Here is a 17,537-nt window from a genome sequence, read left to right on the forward strand (position 1 = left end):
GCGGAGAACAGCAGGATGACATCGCCCAAAGTTTGGTTCATCACCGGCGCGGCCCGGGGATTCGGACTTGTCTGGACCGAGGCCGCTCTGCGGCGCGGTGACAAGGTCGCCGCCACCGCACGCGACACCACATCGCTCAACGATCTGGCGGCCACCTATGGCGACGCGGTTCTCATCCTGCCGCTCGATGTCACAGATCGCAGCGCCGTCTTCGACGCGGTCGGCAAGGCGCATAGCCACTTCGGACGCCTCGACGTCGTGGTCAGCAATGCAGGCTACGGCTATTTCGGCGCCATTGAGGAGATCGAGCCTGAACAGGCCAGGGTCAATTTCGACACCAACCTGTTCGGCACGCTCTGGCTGATGCAAGCCGTCTTGCCGATCCTGCGCGCGCAGGCCAGCGGTCACATCATAACGGTATCGAGCATCGGCGGCGTGATCGGCTTCCCGACGGGCGGGACCTATACGGCAACCAAATTTGCGATCGAGGCCATGTCGGAAGGTCTGGCTGCGGAGGTCGCAGCATTCGGCATCAACGTCACGATCCTCGAGCCCGGCCACTTCACCACGGGTTTCGGCTCATCGGCCCGCTCTGCGCCGGCCATCGAGGTCTATAATCCGATACGCCAAGCCATTCGCGCCTCGTTCAAGCCTGAGGATTTTGGCGACCCAGAAGCAACCAGCGCAGCACTCTTCCAAGCGGTCGACGCCGATAAACCGCCACTACGCCTGGCGCTCGGCACGGGAACTATCACGAAGTTCAGGTCGGTCTACGAGGCGCGACTGAGTAACTGGGCTCAGTGGGAAACCGTCACCAATGCTGCTCAGGGCCGCCCTGGCGCCTAGATCGCACACGCCCCGGCGATCGCTTGACGGTTTCCGGGGCGTGGCGTTCTCTACGGGTCGTTATCTCAAGTTGTGAGAGTGGAAAATGAAGCTGCTATTGCTTGGCGCGACGGGACTTGTCGGCAACAAGGCATTGGAGTTGGCGCTTGCCAACGCCGCGATCTCGGAGGTCATTGCGCCGACAAGAACGCCGCTCCCCGCCCGCGACCGATTGCTGAACCCCGTCGCAGAGCGTCTGGAGGAGCTTGTTCAAAGCTCCATCTCCCACCAGCCGGACGCGGTCTTGTGCGCTCTCGGCACGACGCAAGCCAAAGCCGGCTCGAAGGAGGCGTTTCGCTACGTCGACCACGAACTGCCGATTGCGTTCGGCAAGGCTGCGTTTGACGCCGGTATCAAAACCTATGCCCTCGTGTCCGCCATGGGCGCTTCTGCGACATCCGTCAACTTCTACACGCGGACGAAAGGCGAGGTCGAACGGGACATCCAGAAGATCGGGTTTCAATCCCTGACGATCTGCAGGCCAAGCCTGATCGGCGGCGAAAGGAAGGAGACGCGGCGGGCGGAAAGAGCGGCGCTGGCATTGGTCCGGCTTCTGGCGCCGGTTCTGCCGAAGAAATTCCATCTCAATCCGGCAGAGGCGATTGCTGCCGCCGCGCTCGATGCGGTTATCGCCGCAAAGCCCGGCAACCACTTCATCTATGCCGAGCAAATGCGCTGAAAAAGCCTATGCCGTCGTCAGTTTTTCGATCTGCTGCAGATTGACGATCGCCTTGATCGGCAGGTGGTCCGAAGCGACGCGGGAGAGCGGTGTGTCATGGGCCTCGACCGTCGTTAGCACGCCCTTTCGGTTTGCCATGATCCGGTCGAGCGCCAGGACAGGCAGGCGCGCCGGGAAACTGGGAACGGCGGGCGGTTGCGGGCCGAAGGCCGACTGGAAGGTGTTGAGCGAGGAGCGATCGCCGAGCCGCCACTCGTTGAGATCGCCGAGCAGGATGGTCGGCATCTCGTGGCGGTCGTTCATCAATTCGACCAGCATCTGCGCCTGGCGGGCGCGTGAATGGCGCAGCAGCCCGAAATGGGCGGCGATGATGCGCAAGGCGCCGCCGCGTTCGAGCTCGATCTCGGCAACGAGGGCGCCACGCGGCTCCAGTCCCGGCAGAACGATCTGGTGAACGTCTCGGACAAGCCCCTTCTTGAACAGCACAACATTGCCGTGCCAGCCATGCGCCTTCGCCATGCCGGAGACCGGCACCGGGATCAGCCCGGTCTCGCGCTCCAGGCGGGAGAGATCGAGAATGCCTGTCCGCTCCCCGAAACGGGTATCGGCCTCCTGCAGCGCGATGACATCGGCATCGATCTCGTGGATGACGCGGCTCGTACGCTCAGGATCGAAGCGGCGGTCGACGCCGACGCATTTATGGACATTGTAGGAGGCGATCAGCGTGCCCTCGGCGCGGGGACGGGCCTCGGCAAGCGCAGCTTCCAGCCGCTTCTTCCTATTGCGGATTGAAGCGAGGATGTTAGCGGGGAGGCTGTCTTTTCTGGCATGCATCGGAGTGGGCATGGCTCCGTTGATCGAAAGTGGCTCTGGAAAGGATTATAGGCAGCACGCCGCGGGCGGCCATAGCTTGGATCAAGAAAATCAGAGATAGGGCGAACCGAGCCACAGCACCTTTTCGACCAGCCGCACATAGAAAGGTCTCGACCGCAGTCCCTCAAGCGTGACGGGCGTTGCCGTGCGCAGGAGTTCCTCGAGATGTTCGTCGATCTCGGCGGCAAATCCCTCGTTGAAGACTTCGAGGTCGATCTCGAAATTCAGCCTCAGCGATCTGGGATCGATATTCGACGAGCCGACATAGGCCCAGGCGCCATCGACCGTCAGCAGCTTCGAATGGCTGAAGCTGCCGGTCGCGCGCCAGATGCGGCAATAGTTCTTGAGGATCTGGTCGAACTGCGCCGTCATCGCCCTGTCGACCAGCATCAGATTATTGACGGCGGGTACGACGATATCGACCTCGACGCCGCGACGCGCCGCCGTGACCAACGCGCTGATCAGCTCCCGATCGGGCAGGAAATAGGGCGACATGATGCGGATCGACTTGCGCGCCACGGAGAAGGCACCCATCAGCATCTTGTGATTGGTCTCGACGCTGCGATCAGGACCGGAGGCGACGACGCGCATGAAGACGGGATCGCCGGGTTCGCGCTCCGGCGTCTCGATCCGCCAGGGCTCTCCGTTCAGGAGTTCGCCGGTCGCAAAGCGCCAGTCTTCGGCGGCCACGTCGAAGAGATCGGCGACGGCGGGGCCGGTCACCGAGAAATGCGTGTCGCGGGCATAGCCCTCACCTGATATCTCCTCGCTGAACCCCTCGCGGATGTTCATGCCCCCGGTCAGCGCCATCCGGCCGTCGACGATGACGATCTTGCGGTGGGTGCGCAGATTGGCATAGGGCAGCCGGAGGCCCATGATGACATTGCCGTTGAAGACCGAGACGGTGACGCCGCCCTCCGAGAGATAGCCGAGAATGCTCGGCACCGAATAGCGGGCGCCGACCGCGTCGATCAGCACGCGAACCTCGACGCCGCGCTTGACGGCCGCGATCAGCGCATCGGCGATCCTGAGGCCGATCTTGTCGCGATCGAAGATGTAGGTTTCCAGAAGCACGCTGCGCGCGGCGCCATCGATCGCCGTCTTCATGGCGCGATAGGCATCGTCGCCATTCTCCAACATGTCGATCGTGTTGCCCGTCGTCAGCGGATTGCGCGCGACGCGATCACCGAGCGTCTGCAGCGCGGCGAAGCGATAGCCGAACCCGCCGATGACCGTCTCGGCGTCGGCATCGAAAGTCTCGAGTTCATCAAGTTCATCCTCGGGCAGCAGCGCGTCGCGCCGCAGGCTGAGCGACTTGCGGCGAATGCGGTTGACACCGGCGATCGCGTAAAGCACGGCGCCGACGATCGGCGACAGGATGATGACGCCGACCCAGCCGATCGCCGCGCGCACCTCTTCCTTGGTCATGGCAGCATGAATCGCCGCCGCTGCTCCCATGGCGATCGATATGACGAAGAGAATATGCGGCCAGTAAGTCGATATGAGATAGAACATCGGCTCGAAATATAGACGTAAAGTGGCGGCGTTCAATTCGCCGCCCTTCGCGTTCTGCGCGAATTTCTCATCAGGGATCAGGCGATGGCGAAAACAACCGTGTTCTGCGCATAGAGGCCGCTATCCGGCGGCGCGCCATAAATCGGCCGGTCGCTGGTGGCGGGTAGCGTCAATGGCTCCCGCGAAAGGTTGGCGCGCAGCTGCAGCACCGCACCCTCCATCTGCCAATCGATCGCAAGGCCGCCGTCCGTGGTCTCCAACGCCTTCGCATGCATCCGGCCAGTCTCCTTGATCAGCGGAACGATATGCCGCTGGCGAAGACGGGCAAGCTCGCGCAGGAGATCTCTCCGGCGCCGGCCTTCCAGGCTTTCGGCGCGCTGCCATTGCAGCTTCGAGCCGTCGAAGGTCGATTGGGCATTCGGGTCCGGCAGCTCATCCTTCGAGCGGCCGTCCTTCAACCCGCCAAAACCTTCCGCCTCGGCCATGCGCCCCTTGCGGACGATCTCGCCGAGTTCTCCGGTATAGTCGCAGAAGAAATAGAAGGGTTGGCTCTCGCCATAGTCCTCGCCCATGAACAGGAAGGGGATCTGCGGCGACAGCATCATGATGGCGGTCAGCGCCTCGACCGTCTCTTGCGGAGCGAGGCTGACGAGACGCTCGCCGAAGGCGCGGTTGCCGATCTGGTCGTGGTTCTGCAGGAAGTTGATGAAGGCTTCCGGCGGCAGGTAGACGCGCTCGCCATCCGGCAGCACAGGCGGATCGGCACGGTTCGGATAGACAAAGCCGTGTTGCAGGGCGAGCCGGGTCTTCTGCCAGAGCTCTCCAGCAAAGGCGGTGTAGTGACCATCAGCCTCGCCGGTCGCGATGATATGGGCGACGTGGTGGAAATCGTCGTTCCACTCGGCCGTGAAGGCCTTAACGCCGCCGCGGGTGTCGCGTTCGAGAAGGCTCACCAGGTTTCGCTGGTCCTCGATGACCAGATGCACCTTGCGATCGGCAAAGGCAGCCCGTACTTCCTGTGCCAGCTCGTCCAACACATGGCGGGCCGACGTGTCATGGATCTGCTCGACGGCATCGAGCCTCAGGCCATCCAGCCGGAAATCGCCGATCCAGTAGAGCGCATTGTCGATGAAATAGCGGCGCACCGCCGGTTGGCTGAAATCGATGGCATCGCCCCAGGGCGTCGCCCGGTCGGTGCGGAAGAACTCCGGCGCGTAGCCGTGGAGATAATTTCCCTCCGGCCCGAAGTGATTATAGACGACATCGAGCAGCACCATGATGCCCTCGGCATGCGCGGCATCGATGAAGGCGCGGAACTCATCCGGCGTGCCATAGGCGGGATGCGGCGCATAATGCAGCACGCCGTCATAGCCCCAGCCGCGTCGGCCCGCAAATTGTGCCACCGGCATGATCTCGATTGCGGTAATCCCTGCCGCCGCGAGATCGGCGAGCTGTTCGGCAGCGCCAGCGAAAGTGCCTGCTTGCGTGAAGGTGCCGATATGGATTTCGCTGATGATGGCCTCTTCCCAGTCGCGGCCCGTCCAGCTGTCGAAGCGCCAGCGGTAGTCGGAGGAAGCGACAAGCGATGGGCCGTGGACGTCGCCCTTTTGGCGGCGGGCGGCTGGGTCGGGTACTGCGCGGCCATCCCCGGTGACGAAGGCATAGGCGTCGCCCGCTCTCACGTCGGCGATCGCCGCCTCGAACCAGCCATCCTCGAAACGCACCATCGGCATATCGCGTCCATTGAGGCGCAGCGAGACCTCGGCCTCTCCCGGCGCCCACAGACGAAAGCGCATGCCGCCGTCGATAGCTTGCGGCCCCCAGGCCATCCTGCGCTTTCCCGTCTTCTGCATGCCTACCCCGCTTGATCCGATGCGACGGGTCTTGAACTGCCGGGAGCGGCCGCTTGTTCCCTGCGGCGTTGGCGTTTTCGCGCGGGATGCGCGAACGCCGTTTTATTGGGCAGAAAAGTACAAGACACTGAATATTAAAGAGGCTTCACTGCCCATTTATGTTGCAGCGCAAACAATGTTTTGCAGTGTGTCAAAATTCTTCTTGAAACTGCATGATTCCTCTGGAACCATCCCACCTAGTCTAGCGTTTGACTGCGGCATGTTGTGACGGGAGATCAGCGATGGCAGAAACTCGCGAAGAGTGGATCAAGAAGCGTGCATATGCTCTCTGGGAAGAAGAGGGCCATCCGACGGGGCGCGATTCAATTCATTGGGAGCAGGCAAGGAAAGAGCGTGAGACGCTCGAAACCTCTGCGGCCTCCAGGGACGGGACCGAAGTAAAGACCAGGGCAAAGCGGACCGCAGCGACCGGCGCCAAGACCAATGGCGCCGTCAAAGCTGCAGCCGCTCCCAAGAAAACGGCAAGCCGCAAGTCTGCCTGAAGGCAGACGAAGCAGCATGCCAGTCGGCGACGTGCAGACGCGATGAAAACCGCGTCCGCTGTTTCATGTCATATATCTGAATTACTTGCGTTTTATGGTGTGATTCACGGGCGGTTCGCGCCCCGGGGATAATTCCAGGAAAATGGCGTCAACAGCGGGGCAACTTCAAAAAATTGCCGTGAAATGGCCACGAATGGCGGAACCAAAGATCGCCTCGAATGTTTATGGCGAGAATGGGAGAACCGCTATGAACAAAGGCTATTTCGACGTCATCCTCGTGTCCCTGATTGTAGCCAGCTGCTACATGTTCGTCGTTCCGGTGTGAGGGGAAATGCTGGTCCTGACGATCGCCGCTCTCGCCTATCTGATCCTGGCCCTCGGGCTGGTGCTTGCGATCGACAACATGGTCGGTTTCGTCTTTCCTGAACGCCGCACCACATCGGGCCGCTTCTTCGATATCGCCAAGGCGATCGCTGCGGCGCAGCGCTTCAATCGCAAGTAAAATTCTTCCACCCGGCAGTTATTCGCCTCAGCGAATACACGCGTGTTAAGCTTATTTTCCGCAAGCCCTTTCCCTATACGTGCGACCCTCTATTTTAGCTGCAATTGGCAGCATCGCGCCGCGTCTTCGCGGCTTGGCACGGAAGTGAAATGAATGACGGGGCAGACTGAAGGCGATTGGCCGAAAGGTGGCGGCGAAATCGGCAAGATGCTCCGGGATCCAGCATTCCACGCCTCGGGCATAGGGCCTGTCGATCAATGGCCTGCCTCGCTGCGCTATTACGCCGACGCGATGCTGAATTCCCGCCATGCGAAGTTCGTCGCCTGGGGACCCGACCTCGCCTTCATCTATAACGATGCCTATGTGCCTGTTTTCGAGGAGCGCCATCCGCAGGCGCTGGGCCGTCCGTTCCGTGAGGTGTGGAGCGATATCTGGCAGCAGTTCGAGCCGATCGTGAAGGCGACGCTGAGCGGCCAGGCACAGCTTTTCGAGGAACTTTTGGTCCCGATGCGGCGCGCCGGCAAGGTCGCCGATACCTGGTTCACCTTCTCCTACACGCCACTGCGCGACGAAACCGGCTCGATAGCCGGTATTCTCTGCGCCACCATGGAAGTCTCGGCGCAGGTGATGGCCAAGCGGCGCGAGCGGCGCGCGCTGGATGAGTTGCGGATCAAGTCCGACGCGCTGTCGATCGTCAACGCCGCCGGTGCGGCGATCACCGCCGAGCTCAATGTCGAGCGGCTGACGCAGACCGCCGTCGATGCCGGCGTGGCGCTGACCGGCGCGGAATTCGGCGCTTTCTTCTACAATGTCGATGACGGCGAAGGGGGCAGCTACATGCTCTACGCGCTGTCGGGCGTCGACCGGAAGAATTTCGAGCGCTTTCCGATGCCGCGCAACACCAAGGTCTTCGCGCCGACTTTCAGCGGCGAGGGCGTGGTGCGCTCCGACGATATTCTGCAAGATCCGCGCTACGGCAAGAACGCGCCGCATCAGGGAATGCCGAAGGGGCATCTGCCAGTGCGCAGCTATCTCGCCGTGCCGGTCAAATCGCGCGATGGGAGCGTGATCGGCGGCCTGTTTTTCGGTCACGCCCAGCCCGGGCGGTTCAACGATGCGGCCGAGGCAAGTCTTGTCAGCCTCGCCGGTCAGGCCGCTGTCGCCATCGACAATGCGCGGCTCGTTCGCGCCCAGGAGATGGAAATCAACCAGCGCCGCAATGTCGAGGAGCAGCTGCGCCGCCTCAACGAGACGCTCGAGGTGCGCGTCGCTGCCGAGATCGCCGAACGCCAGCAGGCCGAGGCCGCCCTGCAGCAGGCCCAGAAGATGGAATCGATCGGCAAGCTCACCGGCGGCGTGGCGCACGACTTCAACAATCTGCTGCAGGTCATCTCAGGAAATCTGCAGCTGCTCGGCAAGGATGTCTCCAGCAATACCCGCGCCAAGGAGCGTATCTCCAATGCGCTGACCGCTGTCGATCGCGGATCGCGGCTGGCGAGCCAGCTTCTCGCCTTCGGCCGCCGCCAGCCGCTGGAGCCGAAAGTCATCAATGTCGGCCGCTTCGTCGCAGGCATGGACGACATGCTGCGCCGCGCGCTCGGCGAAGAAATCGAGGTCGAGACCGTCGTTTCCGGCGGGCTCTGGAACACCTTTGCCGATCCGATCCAGATCGAGAATGCGCTGCTGAACCTTGCGATCAACGCCCGAGATGCGATGGACGGCTCCGGCAAGCTGACGATCGAAGTCGGCAATGCCTTTCTCGACGATTCCTACAGCCGCACTCATCCCGAGGTCGTGCCCGGGCAATATGTCGTGCTCGCGGTCACCGATACCGGTTCGGGAATGACGCCTGATGTCATCGAGCAGGCCTTCGAGCCGTTCTTCTCCACCAAGCCGGAGGGCAAGGGTACCGGCCTCGGGCTCTCGATGGTCTATGGCTTCGTCAAGCAATCGGGCGGCCACGTGAAGATCTACAGCGAGGTCGGAGAGGGCACGACGATCAAGCTCTATTTGCCGCGCTCCTTCCAGAGCGAAGACAGGATTGCGAGCATCGAGACGGTTCCGGCCGTCGGTGGTACCGAAACCATTCTGGTCGCCGAGGACGACGAGGGCGTGCGCGCCACCGTCGTCGAGATGCTGACCGATCTCGGCTATTACGTTCTGAAGTCGCGCGATGCGCAGAGCGCGCTCACCGTCATCGAAAGCGGTGTCCACATCGATCTGCTGTTCACAGACGTCGTCATGCCCGGAACGCTGAAGAGCCCGGAGCTTGCCCGCATGGCGCGCGAGCGGCTGCCGCATATCGGAGTGCTCTATACGTCAGGATATACCGAAAACTCGATCGTCCACGGCGGACGGCTGGATCCGGGCCTCGAACTGCTCTCCAAACCCTATACGCGCGAAGCGCTCGCCCGGAAGATCCGCCATGTGCTTGCCAATCAGGCGCAGCGCCGGCAGGGGCATGCAGCGGCCTCCGCCGCTCCCGGCGCACCGCCGCGCGAAATCATTCAGGAAAAGCTGAAGCTGCTTCTCGTCGAGGACGACGCCTTCATCCGCATGGATACCGCCGAGATCCTCCAGGATCTCGGTTATGAGGTGATCGAGGCGGAAAGCGGCGAGCGCGGCGTGGAAATCCTTGCGGCCGCGGCGATTGATATCATCGTCGCCGATGTCGGCCTGCCCGGCATGTCCGGCCCGGCCTTTGCGGCCAAGGCGCGGGCGGCCTTCCCCTCGGTCGGCATCGTCTTTGCGACCGGCAACAGCAGCCTGCCGGAAGCGGCCCGCTTTACCGGCTCGGTGCTTTTGACCAAGCCGTTCAGCAGCACCGCTCTCGACAAGGCCGTCAAGACCGCCGCGTTGCAGCGCCCGATTACCTGAGGCTTCAGAAACCATCGAGCTTATGGCTGCCGCTGTTGAACTCCGGATATTTGCGGACGATATCGTCCGTGCTGGTGCAGCTGTCGTCGCGGGCGACGAGCTCCACGGATAGCGCATCGCCGCTGCCCAGCTCTCCGCCCGGGTGATAGACGGGAATGCGCGCACCGCTGGCGCTGATCAGGACGGCATCGCTGCCGAAGCCACGCTGCAGCAACCAGTCGCGTGGCGCGAGCAGCCGTACGCTGATCTCAAAGGACCGGCCTGTGCCCTTCCTTACCTTGAGGCTGTAGGCAACAGGCGACAGCTGGCCATTCAGATCGATCTTGCCGTTTCCATCGGCTTCGCTGATGTGGTTATCCATCTCTCTGCTCCTTCCTGTTTGGTCATCAGGTTTGCAGGACTTGCCCCCAAAAACAGGGTTAACGCGGCTTTTGTTCCGTTTACGTAAGAATCGTTCTGCGGCGCAAAAAGAGCGGAACCTTTCAGGTTCCGAACGGTTGGAACCTCTTTGCAGCAAGAGGAGGCAACCATGCCCAGAGGCGATAAGTCGGCCTATACCGACAGGCAGAAGCGCAAGGCAGAACACATCGAAGAAGGCTACGAAGACCGCGGCGTCTCCCACAAGGAAGCCGAGCGCCGTGCCTGGGCCACCGTCAACAAGGAAGAAGGCGGCGGTAACAAATCAGGCTCCGGACGCGGCAAGAAGGATACCCACGTTTCCTCCGAGAAGGGCGGCCGGATCGGCGGCAAGGCATCGGCATCACGCCCGGCGGCAGAACGTTCGGCTTCTGCCAAGAAGGCGGCAGCGACCCGCAAGCGCAATGAGCAACACGCTCATCATTGACGCACGAGCCGCGCCCGTTGACGGATAGGCAAGCCGCCACATTTCAAGGGGTGGAACAGGATGACGCTAGCCGAGGAATTGCATGGCATACGAGCTCTACTACTGGGACGGAATACAGGGGCGCGGCGAGTTCGTGCGCCTGGCGCTCGAGGAAGCTGGCGCCAGCTACATCGACGTGACGCGCGAATCCGGCAGTGATCGCGGCACCGGTGCGATGATGAAGATCATGGAAGATAGCGCAAGCGCTGACATCCCCTTCGCGCCGCCCTTTCTGAAGGATGGCGATCTGATCGTCTCGCATGTCGCCAATATCCTCTTCTATCTCGGAGCGAAGCTCGATCTGGCTCCGAAACACGATACGGCACGCTATGTGCTCAACGGCCTGCAGCTGACGATCACCGATTTCGTCGCCGAGGTGCACGACACGCACCACCCCATCGCGACCTCGCTCTACTATGAGGACCAGAAGGAAGAGGCGAAGGCCCGCTCGGCCGAATTCATCAAGGAACGCATCCCGAAGTTTCTCGGATATTTCGAACGCGTCATCGCCAACAATCCGAAGGGAACGGCGCATATCTCGGGCGACAAACTGACCTATGTGGACCTGTCTCTGTTTCAGGTGCTCGAGGGGCTGCGCTACGCCTTCCCGAAGGCGATGAAGGGTTCCGAGAAGCAATATCCATTGCTGCAGGCGCTGCATGACATGGTCGAACAGCGGCCGAATATTGCGGCCTACCTGAAATCGGATCGCCGCCTCGCCTTCAACATAAACGGCATTTTCCGCCATTATCCCGAACTCGATCAGGCTGCGTGAGGAGACGAGCCATGCCCCGGCAGACATTCTGGAAAGGCTACCTGAAGCTCTCGCTGGTGACGGCACAGGTATCGCTGACGCCGGCGACGACGGACAGCAACAAGGTGCGGTTCAACGTTTTGAACCGCAACACCAAGAACCGCGTCGAAAGCCGCTATGTTGATAGCGTCACCCACCGGGCGGTTGCGGCCAAGGAGCAGGTGAAGGGCTATCCGCGCGGCGAGGACGATTATGTGCTGCTCGAAGATGCCGAGCTCGACGAGGTCGGCCTGGAAAGCACGCGGACGATCGATATCGACACGTTCGTGCCGCGCGGCTCGATCGACTGGATCTGGTACGACAAGCCGCATTTCCTGGCGCCCGAGGACAAGGTCGGGACCGAGGCTTTCTGCGTCATCCGCGAGGCGATGGCTGCCAATGACGTGGTCGGCATCGCGCGGCTGGTACTCTATCGCCGCGAACGCGCTGTGCTTCTGGAGCCGCAGGGCAAGGGCATCGTGCTCTGGACGCTGCATTACGGCGACGAGCTGCGCGAGCCTGCCGGCACCGTCGATATCGACGCCAAGCCGGACGCCAAGGTGCTGGCGATGATGAAGAAACTGGTGAAGGACCAGACGCAGGACTGGAGCCCGGCGATGATGCAGGATCCGGTGCAGAAGCGGCTGCAGAGCATCATCCGCGCCAAGCTGAAGACCATGAAGAAGATGACGCCGGCCAAGAAGGCGCCGCCGGTGAAATCGACCGGCAATGTCGTCAACATCATGGACGCGCTGAAGAAGAGCCTGGCGAAGGAAAGCGGCCAGCCGAAGCGTCATTGAGCGGCCAATTCCGGACCCAAACCGTCGCATTCGGAACGGTGCCTGTTTCCATATCCTCTAATCTGTGAGCACAGCCCGCAGCGGGAGGAGCCGCGCGGGATGGCGACATTTTCAACGGAGGAGACGAAAATGAGCAAGAACAGAGGCGTGGTCTATCTGCGGCCCGGCAAGGTGGAAGTCCGCGACATCGACGATCCGAAGCTGGAAGCGCCGGATGGCCGCCGCATCGAGCATGGCGTCATCCTGAAGGTTATCTCGACCAATATCTGCGGCTCCGACCAGCACATGGTCCGCGGCCGCACGACCGCTATGCCGGGCCTGGTTCTCGGCCATGAAATCACCGGCGAAGTCATCGAAAAGGGCGTCGATGTCGAGATGCTCGAGATCGGCGATATCGTATCCGTTCCGTTCAACGTCGCCTGCGGCCGCTGCCGCTGCTGCAAATCGCAGGACACCGGCGTCTGCCTGACGGTCAACCCGTCGCGCGCCGGCGGCGCCTACGGCTATGTCGACATGGGCGGCTGGATCGGCGGACAGGCACGCTACGTCACCATCCCCTACGCCGACTTCAACCTCCTGAAGATCCCGGATCGCGACAAGGCGATGGCCAAGATCCGCGATCTGACGATGCTGTCCGACATTCTGCCGACAGGCTTCCATGGCGCGGTCCGCGCCGGTGTCGGCGTCGGCTCGACGGTCTATGTCGCCGGTGCCGGCCCGGTCGGTCTTGCCGCCGCAGCTTCGGCCCGTATCCTCGGCGCTGCCGTCGTCATGATCGGCGACTTCAACAAGGATCGCCTCGCCCATGCCGCCAAGGTCGGCTTCGAGCCGATCGATCTGTCGAAGAGCGACCGTCTCGGCGACATGATCGCCCAGGTCGTCGGCACCAATGAAGTCGACAGCGCGATCGACGCCGTCGGTTTCGAAGCCCGCGGTCACTCGGGCGGCGAACAGCCGGCGATCGTCCTGAACCAGATGATGGAGATCACCCGCGCAGCAGGCTCGATCGGCATTCCCGGCCTCTACGTGACTGAAGACCCGGGTGCAGTGGACGCCGCCGCCAAGCAGGGCAGCCTGTCGCTGCGCTTCGGCCTCGGCTGGGCCAAGGCGCAGTCCTTCCATACAGGCCAGACGCCGGTCCTGAAGTACAACCGCCAGCTCATGCAGGCGATCTTGCATGACCGCCTGCCGATCGCCGATATCGTCAACGCCAAGGTCATCTCGCTCGAAGACGCCGCTCAGGGCTACGAGAGCTTCGACCAGGGTGCGGCGACGAAATTCGTCCTCGACCCGCATGGCGTCGTCTCCAAGGCAGCCTGATTTCGGAAGGGCGGCGCAAGCCGCCCTTTTCATTTCCGCACGCGATTGACCGGCCCAAAGTTTGCCGGTAGCTCTAGAGCATTATGATCGCGACGGTTCTCGTAGTGGTGATAGGGCGCATGGGCAGGATGGCGTAGCCATCCGGCGAAAGCACCCATGCGCGGTAAGCAGGCTCCCGGCGGGGCCTTTTTTATTGCCCGGATTGCGGGCAGCGGCCTGCCGGACATCCCTCTTCCCATCACCCGAGAGACCGACCGATGACCGGAAATTCCGCATCCGAACTCGCATGCGCACGCCAACCCAAACCGCCGCGGCTGTTTACGCTTATCCTGCTGACCGCCCTCTCCGTCCTGCCCGTCAACCTGATCCTGCCGTCTCTTCCCGAGATCGCTGCCGACCTGCACACCGATCCGGCTCTGGTGGCACTCAGCGTCGCGGCCTACGCCGCGCTCACCGCCTTTGCCGAAATCATCGGCGGCGCCCTGTCCGACCGCTTCGGACGCAGGCCGGTCGTGCTTGTCTCGCTGGCGATCTTCATCCTGGCGTCGGCGGGCTGCGCGCTGGCGGGCAACATTCATGTCTTCCTGTTCTTCCGCACCTTGCAGGCAGCGATCGCCGCCTGCTTTTCCATCGCGCTCGTCATCGTCAAGGAAAGCTGGGGCGGGCAGAAGGCTGCGAGCAAGTTCGGCTATCTCGCCATGGGCTGGGCAGTCGCGCCGATGGTGGGCCCGACGATCGGCGGAGCGGTCAGCGAACTCTTCGGCTGGCGGGCAAATTTCGTGATGTTCGCCGCGCTCGGCGCAATCATGCTGGCGCTTGCCGCGCATGAAATCCGTGACGAGGCTGGCGTGCAGCGATCTCACGCGCACGGTTATCTCGCATCGTACCGGCTACTGCTCGGCTCGCCGCGCTTCCTCATCTATGCCGCCTGCATGGCCTGCTCGATGGGGACGCTTTACGTCTTCCTTGCCGGGGCTCCGCTGGTCATGAACGAGGCGCTCGGAGGATCAAGCGCCAAACTCGGCCTCTACATGGGCATGGTGCCCGCCGGCTTCATTCTCGGCAGCTATCTCGCCGGACGTTATGCGAGCCACATGCCAATCGCCGGCGTGCTGATCGCGGGACGGACGCTGACATGTACCGGCCTGCTTGGCGGACTGGCCCTTGCGGTCGCCGGGATCACCGCCCCTCCGGCCTTCTTCGCGGCCTGCATCTTCATCGGCATCGGCAACGGGCTGACCATGCCCGCCGCCAATTCCGGCATATTGGCCGTCCAGCCCGATCTGGCTGGAACCGCCGCAGGGCTGGCAGCCGCCGTCAGCGTCGGCGGCGGTGCGGTGATCGCTTCGATTGCCGGACTTCTCCTCGATGAGGCCTCGACCGGGCGGGAATTGCTCTGCGTGATCCTGATCCCGGCGACATCGGCACTGCTTACGGCAGGTCTCGCGGGATTGCTGGACCGCCGGAAGACGGTTGCGGCATGATCCGTGGAAGAGCGGTCCCTAGGACCGCTTCTTCTTTTCGAGCGGCTTTGCCGCCTCAAAGAAATCGCCCCAGGGATCGCGCGACAGCGCGTTGATCCTGGCAGGCGTATTACCGACAGTGAAATAGGCGGGGCCGATTTCGTTTGTCAGCTCGCTCCAGTCGATAGGCATCGAAACCGGTGCGCCTTTGCGGGCGCGGGCCGAATAGGGGGCGACGGCGGTATTGCCGCGGCCGTTGCGCAGGTAGTCGATGAAGATCTTGCCATTGCGCTCCGCTTTCGTCGCCTTGGCGATGTAGCGGGAGGGGTCAGAGCTCTCCATCGTATCGGCGATCCATTTGGCGAAGGCTTTCACCTCGGTCCAGCCGGCTTTCGGGGCCAGCGGCGCCACGACATGCAGACCCTTGCCGCCCGAGGTCTTGACGAAGGCCGCAAGCCCCTCGCCTTCCATGATCGCCTTGATCTCATGCGCGGCGGAAATGACCGCCGTCCAGGGCACATCATCGGCCGGATCGAGATCCATGATCACCATGTCGGGCTTTTCCCACTTGGCGGTCGTCGCGCCCCAGGGATGGATTTCCAGCACGGCCGATTGCACCAGAGCAACGAGACCGTCGAAATCTTTGATCCGTAACAGCTTCTCACCGCCGCGATCCTTGGGATCGGCAATCTCCTCGATGTGGGCGTTCATGCCCTTCCAGGCATGTTTCTGGAAGAAGCGCTGCTTGCCCGAAATGCCATCCGGCAGACGCAGCAGCGACAGCGGCCGGTTGACGACGAAAGGCTTTATCAGTTCCCAGACATTGGCGTAGTAATCCGCCAGTCCGGCCTTGGTGATGCCTTCGTCCGGCCAGTAGATGCGATCGGGATGTGTCAGCGTCACATCCGATACCGGCAGCTCTTTTGCAGCAGTTGCACCCATTTCGCGCCCCACTTCCTTTGCCGCCTTGTCCTCGCGCAAGCCGCGGAAGGCGGCGTGGCGCAGATTACCATCCGCCGACCAGGCGCTGAATTCAACCTCGGCCACCAGCTCCGGCTTGACGAAAACCAGCCCACGGCGCTCGTCCGCCGTCAGCTTGCCTTCGAAGGCGCTTGCGGTTTGCTCAAGCTTGGAAAGCTGCCGGTAGAGATCGTGCGACAGCTTGACGGTGTAGCCTGTGCCGACCCGGCCGACATGTTTCAGCTTGCCCTTGTCATAGTAGCCCATGGCAAGCGAACCGATCGCGCTTTTCATCGATGTCGAGGGAACGTATCCGCCGATGACGAACTCATTGCGTTGAACGCATTTCGACTTCACCCAATCACCGGTTCGGCCCGAGACGTAATGGCTGTCGCGCTCCTTGGAGATCACGCCCTCAAGACCAAGCCGGGAGGCATGATCGAGAACGAGACCGCCATTCTCGTTGAAATGCTCGCTGTAGCGCAGTTTTGCGCTGCCCGCGGGCAGCAGCTTTTCCAGCAATGCCTTGCGGTCGATAAGCGCGACATTCTGCAGATCGTGGCCGTCGAGATAGATGAGGTCGAAGGCGTAGTAGGAGAAGCGGTCGCTGCGGCCTTCGCTCAGATCGTGCTGAAGCGCCGAGAAGTCGGAGGCGCCGTTCTCCCGCTCGACGACGAGCTCGCCATCGATCAATGCGCTATCGACAGGCAGCGCGCCGAAGGCGGCGGCGATCTCCTCGCCGAACTTCTCTGTCCAGTCGAGCCCGGTCCGCGTCAGCATCGTCACTTTGCCGTCGCGGATGCGGATCTGCAGGCGATAGCCGTCAAACTTGATCTCGTGGATCCAGCCGTCTCCTGCCGGCGGGCGCGGCTTCAGCTTGGCAAGCACCGGCTCGACGAAATCCGGCATCGCGGTCTTGCGCGCGCCCTTCGGCCACTGATGCACCTGCGGCTGCGCCTTGGCCTTGGCAGCGGGTTTCGTAGCCGTCTTGCGGCCATTCGGCTTGGAATTCCAGGTATCGTCGGGGTTCTTGGCGACCTGCTCGATCGTCCGTCCGCTCTTGGCGGATTCCGGACGTTTCTTCAGGATATCCTCGCGGCGGCCGTGGCGGGCCTCCTCGTCTTCACCCTTGATCAGCAGCCAGTTCTCGCGCTTCTCGCCGGGCTTGCCGTGCATCCGCACCAGATGCCAGCGGCCCTTCAGCTTGTCGCCATCAAGCTCGAATTCGATATGGCCCTTGCGATAGGCTTTCTTTGCGTCGCCGAGCGGCGCCCAGGTGCCCCGGTCCCAGACGATGACGGTGCCGCCGCCATACTGACCCTTCGGGATCACGCCCTCGAAATCACCGTAGGAGAGCGGATGATCCTCTACATGGACGGCGAGCCGCTTGTCGTCAGGATTGAGGCTCGGGCCGCGCGTCACCGCCCAGCTCTTCAACACCCCATCCATCTCCAGGCGGAAATCGTAGTGCAGGCGCGTCGCATCATGTTTCTGGATGACGAAGCTGTTGCCCTTGCTCTTGCCTTTCGCGCCGCGCGGTTCCGGGGTGACCTTGAAGTCGCGCTTTTGCTGATAGGTTTCGAGCGCCATTG

The 17,537-nt window shown here is 62.4% G+C and carries 15 protein-coding genes; 10 read left to right on the forward strand and 5 right to left on the reverse strand.

The genetic code is table 11. The features are described from left to right. Positions 1–15: 15 nt before the first annotated feature. Positions 16–846 carry an SDR family NAD(P)-dependent oxidoreductase gene (locus F2982_RS23130; RefSeq protein WP_203431043.1) on the forward strand — a complete coding sequence of 277 codons (831 nt, stop codon included), beginning with the start codon at positions 16–18 and terminating at the stop codon, positions 844–846. An 85-nt stretch (positions 847–931) separates the two neighbouring features. Then, positions 932–1,564 carry an NAD-dependent dehydratase gene (locus F2982_RS23135; RefSeq protein ID WP_203431044.1) on the forward strand — a complete coding sequence of 211 codons (633 nt, stop codon included), beginning with the start codon at positions 932–934 and terminating at the stop codon, positions 1,562–1,564. 6 nt (positions 1,565–1,570) lie between these two features. Here the strand turns inward: F2982_RS23135 and F2982_RS23140 are convergent, their stop codons facing one another. From F2982_RS23140 to treZ, 3 genes are all read right to left on the reverse strand, one after another. Continuing rightward, positions 1,571–2,398, reverse strand: a complete 828-nt coding sequence (locus F2982_RS23140) for an endonuclease/exonuclease/phosphatase family protein (RefSeq protein ID WP_203431045.1) — start codon at positions 2,396–2,398, stop codon at positions 1,571–1,573. Positions 2,399–2,488: 90 nt separating this feature from the next. After that, positions 2,489–3,952, reverse strand: coding sequence for a phosphatidylserine/phosphatidylglycerophosphate/cardiolipin synthase family protein (locus tag F2982_RS23145; protein WP_199625380.1), 1,464 nt, complete (start codon positions 3,950–3,952; stop codon positions 2,489–2,491). 77 nt (positions 3,953–4,029) lie between these two features. Next, the gene (gene treZ, locus F2982_RS23150) at positions 4,030–5,805 is read right to left on the reverse strand and encodes a malto-oligosyltrehalose trehalohydrolase (protein ID WP_203431046.1); all 1,776 of its coding nucleotides are present in this window, start codon (positions 5,803–5,805) and stop codon (positions 4,030–4,032) included. Between the two features lie 281 nt (positions 5,806–6,086). Here treZ and F2982_RS23155 point away from each other — a divergent pair, with 281 nt between their 5' ends. The 3 genes from F2982_RS23155 to F2982_RS23165 all read left to right on the forward strand — a co-directional run bounded on the left by F2982_RS23155 (position 6,087) and on the right by F2982_RS23165 (position 9,726). Then, entirely contained in the window at positions 6,087–6,347 is a 261-nt protein-coding gene (locus F2982_RS23155; RefSeq protein WP_203431047.1) for a DUF2934 domain-containing protein, read from the forward strand. A gap of 331 nt (positions 6,348–6,678) precedes the next feature. Next, the gene (locus tag F2982_RS23160; protein ID WP_165402756.1) at positions 6,679–6,849 is read left to right on the forward strand and encodes a hypothetical protein; all 171 of its coding nucleotides are present in this window, start codon (positions 6,679–6,681) and stop codon (positions 6,847–6,849) included. A gap of 153 nt (positions 6,850–7,002) precedes the next feature. Continuing rightward, positions 7,003–9,726: a response regulator gene (locus tag F2982_RS23165; protein ID WP_203431048.1), complete on the forward strand. Its 2,724-nt coding sequence runs from the start codon at positions 7,003–7,005 to the stop codon at positions 9,724–9,726. Between the two features lie 4 nt (positions 9,727–9,730). Here F2982_RS23165 and F2982_RS23170 read toward each other — a convergent pair whose 3' ends face one another. Then, positions 9,731–10,087 carry a hypothetical protein gene (locus F2982_RS23170; RefSeq protein ID WP_112712231.1) on the reverse strand — a complete coding sequence of 119 codons (357 nt, stop codon included), beginning with the start codon at positions 10,085–10,087 and terminating at the stop codon, positions 9,731–9,733. 168 nt (positions 10,088–10,255) lie between these two features. Between F2982_RS23170 and F2982_RS23175 the strand changes: the two genes are divergently transcribed. The 5 genes from F2982_RS23175 (at position 10,256) to F2982_RS23195 (ending at position 15,006) form a co-directional block, all read left to right on the forward strand. Beyond that, positions 10,256–10,570 carry a plasmid stabilization protein gene (locus F2982_RS23175; RefSeq protein WP_203431049.1) on the forward strand — a complete coding sequence of 105 codons (315 nt, stop codon included), beginning with the start codon at positions 10,256–10,258 and terminating at the stop codon, positions 10,568–10,570. Between the two features lie 82 nt (positions 10,571–10,652). After that, positions 10,653–11,384 (forward strand): glutathione S-transferase, encoded by a 732-nt coding sequence (locus F2982_RS23180; protein ID WP_112712235.1) that lies wholly within the window; start codon positions 10,653–10,655, stop codon positions 11,382–11,384. Positions 11,385–11,395: 11 nt separating this feature from the next. Beyond that, complete coding sequence (locus F2982_RS23185; protein ID WP_203431050.1) at positions 11,396–12,202, forward strand: Ku protein; 807 nt, start codon at positions 11,396–11,398, stop codon at positions 12,200–12,202. A 129-nt stretch (positions 12,203–12,331) separates the two neighbouring features. Continuing rightward, positions 12,332–13,522 (forward strand): formaldehyde dehydrogenase, glutathione-independent, encoded by a 1,191-nt coding sequence (gene fdhA, locus F2982_RS23190; RefSeq protein ID WP_130283607.1) that lies wholly within the window; start codon positions 12,332–12,334, stop codon positions 13,520–13,522. 257 nt (positions 13,523–13,779) lie between these two features. Then, positions 13,780–15,006, forward strand: coding sequence for an MFS transporter (locus F2982_RS23195; RefSeq protein ID WP_203431051.1), 1,227 nt, complete (start codon positions 13,780–13,782; stop codon positions 15,004–15,006). A gap of 18 nt (positions 15,007–15,024) precedes the next feature. Here the strand turns inward: F2982_RS23195 and ligD are convergent, their stop codons facing one another. Then, on the reverse strand, positions 15,025–17,535 hold the full coding sequence (ligD, locus tag F2982_RS23200; RefSeq protein ID WP_203431052.1) for a DNA ligase D: 2,511 nt from the start codon (positions 17,533–17,535) through the stop codon (positions 15,025–15,027). Positions 17,536–17,537 lie beyond the last annotated feature (2 nt).

It is taken from the genome of Rhizobium sp. BG4, from assembly GCF_016864575.1.
GTDB lineage: Bacteria > Pseudomonadota > Alphaproteobacteria > Rhizobiales > Rhizobiaceae > Rhizobium.

Coding starts and splice junctions, on each gene's coding strand:
- F2982_RS23130 (WP_203431043.1), top strand. CDS start 16: ATGACATCGCCCAAAGTTTGGTTCATCACCGGCGCGGCCCGGGGATTC.
- F2982_RS23135 (WP_203431044.1), top strand. CDS start 932: ATGAAGCTGCTATTGCTTGGCGCGACGGGACTTGTCGGCAACAAGGCA.
- F2982_RS23140 (WP_203431045.1), bottom strand. CDS start 2,398: ATGCATGCCAGAAAAGACAGCCTCCCCGCTAACATCCTCGCTTCAATC.
- F2982_RS23145 (WP_199625380.1), bottom strand. CDS start 3,952: ATGTTCTATCTCATATCGACTTACTGGCCGCATATTCTCTTCGTCATA.
- treZ (WP_203431046.1), bottom strand. CDS start 5,805: ATGCAGAAGACGGGAAAGCGCAGGATGGCCTGGGGGCCGCAAGCTATC.
- F2982_RS23155 (WP_203431047.1), top strand. CDS start 6,087: ATGGCAGAAACTCGCGAAGAGTGGATCAAGAAGCGTGCATATGCTCTC.
- F2982_RS23160 (WP_165402756.1), top strand. CDS start 6,679: ATGCTGGTCCTGACGATCGCCGCTCTCGCCTATCTGATCCTGGCCCTC.
- F2982_RS23165 (WP_203431048.1), top strand. CDS start 7,003: ATGACGGGGCAGACTGAAGGCGATTGGCCGAAAGGTGGCGGCGAAATC.
- F2982_RS23170 (WP_112712231.1), bottom strand. CDS start 10,087: ATGGATAACCACATCAGCGAAGCCGATGGAAACGGCAAGATCGATCTG.
- F2982_RS23175 (WP_203431049.1), top strand. CDS start 10,256: ATGCCCAGAGGCGATAAGTCGGCCTATACCGACAGGCAGAAGCGCAAG.
- F2982_RS23180 (WP_112712235.1), top strand. CDS start 10,653: ATGGCATACGAGCTCTACTACTGGGACGGAATACAGGGGCGCGGCGAG.
- F2982_RS23185 (WP_203431050.1), top strand. CDS start 11,396: ATGCCCCGGCAGACATTCTGGAAAGGCTACCTGAAGCTCTCGCTGGTG.
- fdhA (WP_130283607.1), top strand. CDS start 12,332: ATGAGCAAGAACAGAGGCGTGGTCTATCTGCGGCCCGGCAAGGTGGAA.
- F2982_RS23195 (WP_203431051.1), top strand. CDS start 13,780: ATGACCGGAAATTCCGCATCCGAACTCGCATGCGCACGCCAACCCAAA.
- ligD (WP_203431052.1), bottom strand. CDS start 17,535: ATGGCGCTCGAAACCTATCAGCAAAAGCGCGACTTCAAGGTCACCCCG.